This window comes from Limnohabitans sp., from assembly GCF_040401135.1.
Lineage (GTDB): Bacteria > Pseudomonadota > Gammaproteobacteria > Burkholderiales > Burkholderiaceae_C > Limnohabitans.
In genome coordinates, this window is sequence record NZ_JBBAOV010000001.1 from 54,191 (window position 1) to 62,211 (window position 8,021).

Annotated in this window: 8 protein-coding genes; 5 read left to right on the forward strand and 3 right to left on the reverse strand. The window is 54.8% G+C overall.

Features of this window, described 5'->3' with window-relative positions; genetic code table 11:
- The first annotated feature begins 132 nt into the window (after positions 1 to 132).
- Positions 133 to 1,383, forward strand: coding sequence for a beta-ketoacyl-ACP synthase II (fabF, locus tag ABWP81_RS00250; RefSeq protein ID WP_353132438.1), 1,251 nt, complete (start codon positions 133 to 135; stop codon positions 1,381 to 1,383).
- Positions 1,384 to 1,600: 217 nt separating this feature from the next.
- Complete coding sequence (gene rbp, locus ABWP81_RS00255) at positions 1,601 to 1,978, forward strand: RNA-binding regulator (protein ID WP_333846328.1); 378 nt, start codon at positions 1,601 to 1,603, stop codon at positions 1,976 to 1,978.
- A 519-nt stretch (positions 1,979 to 2,497) separates the two neighbouring features.
- Here the strand turns inward: rbp and ABWP81_RS00260 are convergent.
- Positions 2,498 to 3,391, reverse strand: a complete 894-nt coding sequence (locus ABWP81_RS00260; RefSeq protein ID WP_353138070.1) for a DMT family transporter — start codon at positions 3,389 to 3,391, stop codon at positions 2,498 to 2,500.
- On the reverse strand, positions 3,388 to 3,894 hold the full coding sequence (locus tag ABWP81_RS00265) for a methylated-DNA--[protein]-cysteine S-methyltransferase (protein WP_353138073.1): 507 nt from the start codon (positions 3,892 to 3,894) through the stop codon (positions 3,388 to 3,390). The genes ABWP81_RS00260 and ABWP81_RS00265 overlap by 4 nt, the downstream gene beginning before the upstream one ends.
- Before the next feature lie 117 nt (positions 3,895 to 4,011).
- On the opposite strand from ABWP81_RS00265, the gene ABWP81_RS00270 reads away from it, so the two are divergent.
- The 3 genes from ABWP81_RS00270 to ABWP81_RS00280 are packed head-to-tail and all read left to right on the forward strand — an operon-like array spanning position 4,012 to position 7,756.
- Positions 4,012 to 5,412 carry a phosphomannomutase/phosphoglucomutase gene (locus ABWP81_RS00270; RefSeq protein ID WP_353138076.1) on the forward strand — a complete coding sequence of 467 codons (1,401 nt, stop codon included), beginning with the start codon at positions 4,012 to 4,014 and terminating at the stop codon, positions 5,410 to 5,412.
- A gap of 11 nt (positions 5,413 to 5,423) precedes the next feature.
- Positions 5,424 to 6,431, forward strand: coding sequence for a lipopolysaccharide heptosyltransferase I (waaC, locus tag ABWP81_RS00275; protein ID WP_353138079.1), 1,008 nt, complete (start codon positions 5,424 to 5,426; stop codon positions 6,429 to 6,431).
- A gap of 50 nt (positions 6,432 to 6,481) precedes the next feature.
- Positions 6,482 to 7,756, forward strand: a complete 1,275-nt coding sequence (locus tag ABWP81_RS00280; RefSeq protein WP_353138082.1) for a 3-deoxy-D-manno-octulosonic acid transferase — start codon at positions 6,482 to 6,484, stop codon at positions 7,754 to 7,756.
- On the opposite strand, the gene ABWP81_RS00285 is transcribed toward ABWP81_RS00280, so the two are convergent.
- On the reverse strand, positions 7,753 to 8,021 hold a 269-nt coding region (locus ABWP81_RS00285; protein WP_353138085.1), incomplete at its 5' end, for a TolC family protein. The genes ABWP81_RS00280 and ABWP81_RS00285 overlap by 4 nt on opposite strands.

Genomic DNA, 8,021 nt, shown 5'->3' on the forward strand with positions numbered 1-8,021 from the left:
TAAATTCATATGGTGCGCAATGCTTTTTCGGGCCTTGGAGCACCAAAACAAGACGTTATCGAAAATGTAGATTGCGTTGTATTTCAGTACTGAACTGAGTTTTGCAATTAACTAGAGATTAATTGAGTAGAAATGTCATTTTCAAATCATCGCCGTCGGGTTGTTGTGACGGGCCTTGGGCTGATTTCGCCTGTTGGCAACTGTGTGGATGCTGCTTGGGCTAGTTTGCTCGCGGGCAAATCCGGTATCGCAACGATCAGAAAATTTGATCATTCGCTGTTGAGTGTGCATATCGCGGCTGAAGTCAAAGACTTCAGAGTTGAGGATTACCTCTCGGCAAAAGAGGCGCGCCACATGGACTCTTTTATCCAATATGGCATTGCAGCGGGAACTCAGGCTATCCGTGATAGCGCAATACAAGTGACCGAGGAGAATGCGGACCGCATTGGCGTGATGGTTGGATCCGGTATTGGGGGATTGCCTTCGATAGAAGAAACCGGCGCCGAATTGATAAAGCGTGGACCGCGGCGCATCTCACCGTTCTTCGTACCCGGCTCGATCATCAACATGATTTCTGGTCAACTTAGTATTATTTTTGGTGTTAAAGGCCCCAACATCGCGACCGTGACGGCTTGCACCACCGGCTTACACAGCATTGGTCTGGCGGCTCGATTGATTCAGTATGGCGATGCAGATGTCATGATCGCTGGCAGCTCAGAGTCCACGATTTCTCCACTTGGCATTGGAGGATTTGCTTCAGCGAAGGCTTTGTCAATCAGAAATGATGACCCTTCAACAGCGTCACGCCCCTGGGATATTGATCGCGATGGCTTTGTTTTGGGAGAAGGCGCAGGTGTGGTCGTTCTTGAAGAGTTCGAACATGCCAAAAGGCGGGGTGCAAAGATTTATTGCGAGCTTCTTGGCTTTGGAATGAGCGGTGATGCACACCACATGACAGCCCCCAATATGGATGGCCCGCGTCGCTGTATGGGAAACGCCATGCGAGACGCGGGACTCAACGTCGACCAGGTTCAATACATTAATGCACATGGAACTTCGACTGTTTTGGGTGACCAAAATGAGAGCGACGCGATCAAAGCCGCTTTTGGTGTTCATGCAAAAAATATCGTCGTCAATTCAACCAAATCTATGACGGGGCACCTTTTGGGAGGTGCAGGTGGGTTGGAATCTGTCTTCACTATTTTGGCGTTGCACCACCAGAAGTCGCCGCCAACCATTAATATTTTCAAACAAGATCCCCAATGCGACTTGGACCACTGTGCAAACACTGCGCGTGATCTAAAAATTGATTACGCCGTTAAGAACAACTTTGGCTTTGGAGGAACAAATGGCACCCTTGTTTTTGGGAAGATCGTCAACTAACAAGACTAGGTAGATTCACTAGCCCTTTTTGTCTTGCGCATGAATAAAACCCCTTATCTACTTTAAATTGTGAAAATAGGTGCATAATCTCCCAGCGTTGGAAATTAACCACCAACGTTATTCAGGTGATAGGTCAGTTTCGCGCGCTACGGCGTCACTTCTCAGTTAGTTGTGCTTTCGGGACCCCTTCGCTTTTTCATGTATTTCAGGAGTCCCCATGGGCAATAAACTTTACGTCGGCAATCTGCCATACACGGTTCGCGATGGCGACCTCGAGCAATCTTTCGGTGAGTTCGGTTCTGTCACCAGCGCCAAAGTCATGATGGAGCGCGACACAGGCCGCTCAAAAGGTTTCGGCTTTGTCGAAATGGGCAGCGATGCCGAAGCACAAGCTGCAATCGAAGGCATGAACGGTCAATCATTGGGTGGTCGTAGTATCACTGTGAACGAAGCACGCCCAATGGAGCCACGTCCCCCACGTTCAGGTGGCGGTGGCTACGGTGGTGGCGATCGCTCAGGCGGTGGCGGCTACGGTGGTGGTGGCGACCGTTCAGGTGGCTACGGCGGCGGCGGCGGTGGTCGCGGCGGTTACTAAGCCCTTCAGGCTTCTAGATTCAGCCTTGCGCTGAGTCAAGCAAAAAGGCCTCGAAACTTATGTTTCGAGGCCTTTTTTACGTCTGATACTTAGTGCGTGGGTGCAGTGCGATGCACCCAATCTAAACCTTGAGCAAGCGCGTAGTTGGCGGCATCGTCATGCGTCGCAAAGTTATCGATGAAGGACATGATGCGCGCTGTGCTTGCGCTGCCTTGCCCGCTGGCGACCGAGACTTGCGCTGCAAAGCGACCGCACGGCAGAGCCCTTGGGCAAGCCGATATGCGATATTTGCCATGTGTAATGGCATTTATTTGTAGGTGGATAGCTGGAATCATGGAAATCTTAAAAAATAGAACGACAAAACTCAGCCCTGAAAGAACTGGTTGAAATACGCGAAGAAGTGGGAATTTACTTAAGTGCCCCTTTGCTTAGGGGCTGGCACGGCAATGTAGAGGTGCGTGCAGAAGTCGACTAAAGCGATCAAGTAATGTAACAGGCTTTGGTGTTTCGCAATGAGCTTCATTTGCGCCCGACCAAACCAGATGCCAAAGCGGTGCCCATCACAATGATCACGGCGCAGCCCATCATCCAATGGGTGACCAACTCGTCAAGGAACACAACGCCAAAGAAGTTGGCAAACACCGGAATTAAATAGGTGACGGTCATGGCTCGCGCGGGACCCGTGCGCGTCATCAGCCTGAAATACAGCACATAAGCCAAGGCGGTGCACATCAAGCCTGCAATGGCGAGCGCCCCCCAAGCCTGCAGCGTTGGCGTTTCGCTAGGCCAACTCAGCAGAGCGGGAATGGCAAGACCGATGCTGGCTCCCCACAAGCTGCCGGTAGCCGTGACGATGGACGGCACGTTTTGCAAATAGCGCTTCGTAAAGCTGCCTGCAATGCCGTAGCTCAACGTGGCTAACAAGCAAGCCGCAATGGCCAATCCAGAGCCGCCCGCTTGAAACGAGATGCCACCTGGCACATCGCTGGCCAGCAGCACCACGCCCGTGAAGCCAAGTGCTAAACCCAAGGCACGCGAGGCATTAAGCTTGTCACCCAGCCAAGCCCAAGCGATGACTGCGCCGAACAAAGGCGTGGTGGCATTCAAAATTGAAGACATGCCCGTGCTGATGTGCATCAGTGCAAAGGCATAGCAGGCGAAGGGGATGCCTGAGTTAAGAAGGCCCGATAACGTCAAAGGCCGCCAATGTGCGTGCAAGACGGGTATTTCTTTGCGCCAAATCAGCACAGGCGTGAGCATGAGTGCTGCAAGGGTGACGCGCACCCACGCTGTGGGAAATGCGCCAAAAGCATGGGCACCTTCGCGCATGAACAAAAACGATGATCCCCATAGCAGTGCCAGCAACAAAAAATCTGGCACCCATTCGCGCCAGTGCAGCTGATGTTCTTTCATGCGTGGGCGGCCTCGTGGGCTAGCAAAAAGGTTTTGCGGTCAAGTCCACCCGCGAAACCCGTGAGCGAGCCATTAGCCCCCAACACGCGATGGCACGGCACAACGATGGTGTGGGGGTTCTGGCCAATGGCCGCACCCACGGCGCGAACGGCTTTTGAGGTGCCAATGTTGCGGGCGATATCGCCATACGTGCCCGTGTGGCCGTAAGGGATGCGCAGCAAGGCTTGCCACACATTGCGTTGAAAGGGTGTGCCCCATGTAGGGTAAAGAGGTAGGTCAAAGGTCTGGCGTTCGCCGCTGAAATATTCAGCCAGTTGCTGGGCGGCTGTTTGCAAGGTGGGGTGCTTGTCGTTGGTCTGCCAACCGCTTGTGTCCGGCATGTGCTGCTGGCCCTGCACAAACCACACCCCCGTCAATCCTTGCTCGTTGGCCGCCAGCAACATCTGGCCAAGTGGGGAAGAAAAGTGGCTTTGGAACAAAGGGGCTATGGGCTGTGCGCGCACGTTAGAAGTGGTGTTGAAGGCAGGTGATAGTCTGTGACAAGGGACAGCCCTTGAATCATCATAGTCGGCTGATAAAGAGGGAAGGGGAAGGTTTTGGCTCTCTACAATCTCATCACTATGCAAGTTAATTCCTCCATCTTCAAAGCCTATGACATCCGCGGTGTCGTTCCCTCTACCCTCAATGTTGAAGTTGCCGAAGCGCTTGGCAGCGCCTTTGGCACGCACGCCGCCGCCAATGGTGAAACCACTGTGGCCGTGGGCCGTGATGGCCGATTGAGCGGACCTTCTCTGGTCGACGCTCTGATTCGTGGCTTGGTTGCCGCAGGCGTGCAGGTGATTGACGTGGGCGCGGTGACTACACCCATGCTGTATTTCGCAGCTTGCACGCTGTGCAAAAGCGGCATTCAAGTGACGGGCAGTCACAACCCCAAGGACTACAACGGTTTCAAGATGGTCCTCGGGGGTCGCGCCATTTATGGTGACGAAATTCAAGGCCTGCGCCTCATCATGGAGGCTGAGAGCTGGGCGCTCAAAGCGGGTGGCAGTGTGAAGCAGGTGGACGTGACCGCCGACTATGTGGCGCGCATCGTGGGCGATGTGCGCCTAAGCCGCCCTATGAAAGTGGTGGTCGATTGCGGCAATGGCATTGCTGGCGCTACTGCGCCGGACATCTTTCGCGCTTTGGGCTGTGACGTGGTTGAGTTGTTCAGTGAGGTGGACGGCAACTTTCCCAACCACCACCCAGACCCCAGCAAGCCTGAGAACTTGAAAGACTTGATCGGAGCTCTCAAAACCACAGGCGCTGAGTTGGGCCTGGCTTTTGATGGCGACGGTGACCGCTTGGGCATCGTGACTCAGGGCGGCAACAACATTTACCCCGACCGACAAATGGCCTTGTTTGCTCAAGACGTTTTGTCACGCGTGCCAGGCGGTGCCATTGTGTTTGACGTGAAGTGCTCTCAGCGTTTGGCCCCCGCCATTCGCGAAGCCGGTGGTCAAGCCTTGATGTTCAAAACTGGTCATTCGCTGATCAAAGCCAAGATGAAAGAAGTTGATTCACCTTTGGGGGGTGAGATGAGCGGCCACATCTTCTTCAAAGAACGTTGGTTTGGTTTTGACGACGGCACCTATGCCGGTTGCCGCTTGCTTGAAATTGTCAGCCGCAGTTCCGATGCCAATGCTGTTCTGGACGCCTTGCCTTCCAGCTTCTCCACCCCTGAATTGAACGTGGGCTGCGCCGAGGGCGAGCCACACCGTTTGAGCGCTGAATTGCAACAGTTGGTGTCGTCGGGCGAATTGCCTTCACCCGAGTTCAAGCCCATGGCTTGTGTGATTGACGGCTTGCGTATCGACTGGGCCGATGGCTTTGGTTTGATTCGCGCCTCCAACACCACGCCAGTGTTGGTGCTGCGTTTTGAAGGGCAAACCCAAGAAGCGCTGGAGCGCATTGAGCACGACATGCTGGTGCTGCTGCGCCGTGTCAAACCTGATGCGAAGTTTCAAGAGGCTGCGCATTGAGCTTGTCAGCCTTGAGTGACCAACAAGCACCGCTGAAGGTGCTCATCGTCAAGCTATCTTCGCTGGGCGATGTGGTGCACACCATGCCCGCTGTGATGGATATTCAAGCGGCGTTTCCCCATGCCCAAATTGATTGGGTGGTGGAGCGTAGCTTTGCACCTTTGGCCGCGCGATGTGCGGCGGTGCATCGCGTCATTCCGTGTGATCTGCGCCGCTGGCGCAAAGGTTTTTTCAAAGCAGAGACACGCGGACAAACGCGCACCGAATGGCAATCCTTCAAAACCGATTTGCAGCAAGAGGCATATGACGTCATCTTGGATTTACAAGGGCTGACCAAGTCAGCCTTGGTTGCATGGCTGGCACGTAAAGTCAAAGGCGGCAAGCGTTATGCCTTGGCCAACCGCACAGAGGGTTCTGGCTATGAGCGCTCCACGCGTTGGGTGGCCGATGAGGCCGTTCCCATTTCGCCTCACATCCACGCCGTCGATCGAAGCCGTGTGTTGTGCGCTAAAGCTTTGGGTTATGAAGTACCTGCGCACATGAACTATGGATTGGGTGAAGCGGCTAAGCAGCGCAAGCTTTCGGTGGCTTTGGTGCATGGCACCTCGCGTGCTGACAAAGAATGGCCCTTGGCCAACTGGTTTGAAATTGGTACACGCTTGAAACAACAAGGCTTCGATGTGGCATTGCCCCATGGCAACGAAGCAGAACGCATGCGCAGCTTAGCCTTGGCCGACGTGCTGCCAAATGCAGTTGTCTGGCCCCGCTTGTCGTTGGACCAGCTCGCAGCCGAAATGGCGCAATGCACCGGCGTGATTGGGGTAGACAGCGGCTTGAGTCACATTGCTGTGGCGCTGGACTTACCTCACGTTCAAATTTATAACTTCGACACTGCATGGCGCACAGGCCCCGAAGGTATGACGCGTCAATGCAGCGTGGTCGATTGCCCCACGCCGAGCGTCGATGCTGTGTGGGATGCGTGGCTTTCTTGCTTGCACGCAAAGGGCACTAGCGCATGACGCCCGCGACGTGTCTAAACAGCGTAGCGATAAGAATCTACAGCTTAGTCATGTGGTTCTTGCAGCCTTTATTGCGCCGCAAGCTCCATCGCCGTGGTCGCGAAGAGGCAGGCTATTTGCAAGCCATAGAAGAGCGCTTTGGCTATTACACACAAGCCTCAACAGAAGGTGGCTATGTGTGGGTGCATGCCGTGTCCTTGGGCGAAACACATGCTGCGGGGGTGTTGCTACAAGTTCTGCGTGCTGCGCAGCCCGGCATTCGCATCTTGCTCACGCACGGCACCGCCACTGGGCGTGCACAAGGCGTGAGCTTGTTGCAAGACGGCGATGAGCAAGTGTGGCAACCGTGGGACACGCCTGCTGCTGTGCAGCGTTTTTTAGTGCACTTCAAACCGCGCGTGGGCATCATCTTAGAAACCGAGCTGTGGCCCAACTGGGTGGCGCAGTGCAATCAGGCCCAAGTGCCCTTGGTGTTGGTCAATGCCCGAATGAGCGAGAAAAGCATGCACCAAGCGCAGCGCTTGGCGTGGTTGTCGCGTCCTGCTTATCAAGGCTTGTCAACGGTGTTGGCGCAAACGCAGGCGGACGCCGATCGCTTGCAAACCTTAGGTGCCAAGGTGGATGCAGTGTTGGGTAACTTGAAATTTGATGCCAGACCCGATGCCTCTCAGCTGGCGCAGGCTCATGCATGGAAGGAAACTCTTAACCGCCCGGTGGTGTTGCTCACCAGCTCACGCGAAGGAGAGGAGGCCATGTGGCTGGACACGTTGCAAGCGTTGAAAGATATTCCGCGCGACCACCAAGACCACATTCACGCCGTGCATTGGTTGCTTGTGCCACGCCACCCGCAACGCTTTGATGAAGTGGCTGCTTTGATGGTTGAGCGCGGCTGGAAGGTGTCACGACGTAGCCAATGGGTGGATGGTCCAGTCGCCGATAACTCAGTGGACGCCAACACCCTTTGGCTGGGCGACTCGTTGGGTGAAATGGCCTTGTATTACGGTCTGTCTGACGCTGCTTTGCTAGGCGGCAGCTTTGCGCCCTTGGGCGGCCAAAACTTGATCGAATCCACGGCCTGTGGCTGCCCCGTCATCATGGGTCCGCACACCTTTAATTTTGCAGAAGCTGCACAACTCGCCGAAGATGCTGGCGCTGCCTTGCGCGTCGAAGACATGGCGCAAGCCGTCACCACGGCTTTGCAAATGGTGAGTTTTAGCCCTCATGAAAATGTCCACATTGAAGCGTGCAAAGTATTTTCACAAGCCCACCGAGGAGCCGCACAGCGCACAGTGCAAGCGCTGCTGCCGTATTTGAAAACGGATTAAGGCGCCAACAGGGCGTTGATGGGCTGCAGGTCTGCAGGCGTCAACGTGCCGGCAGCTTGGCGCAATTTCAGGTTGGTCACCAACACGTCGTAGCGCGCCTTGGCTAAATCGCGCTTGGTTTGGTAGAGCTGGCTTTGCGAGTTCAGCACATCGATGTTAATGTTCACGCCCACCGAGTAACCCAGTTTGTTGGCATCCAACGCGCTTTGGCTGGAGGCCTCGGCGGCCTCGAAGGCTTTGACTTGGCTTAGTCCTGAAAGTAAAC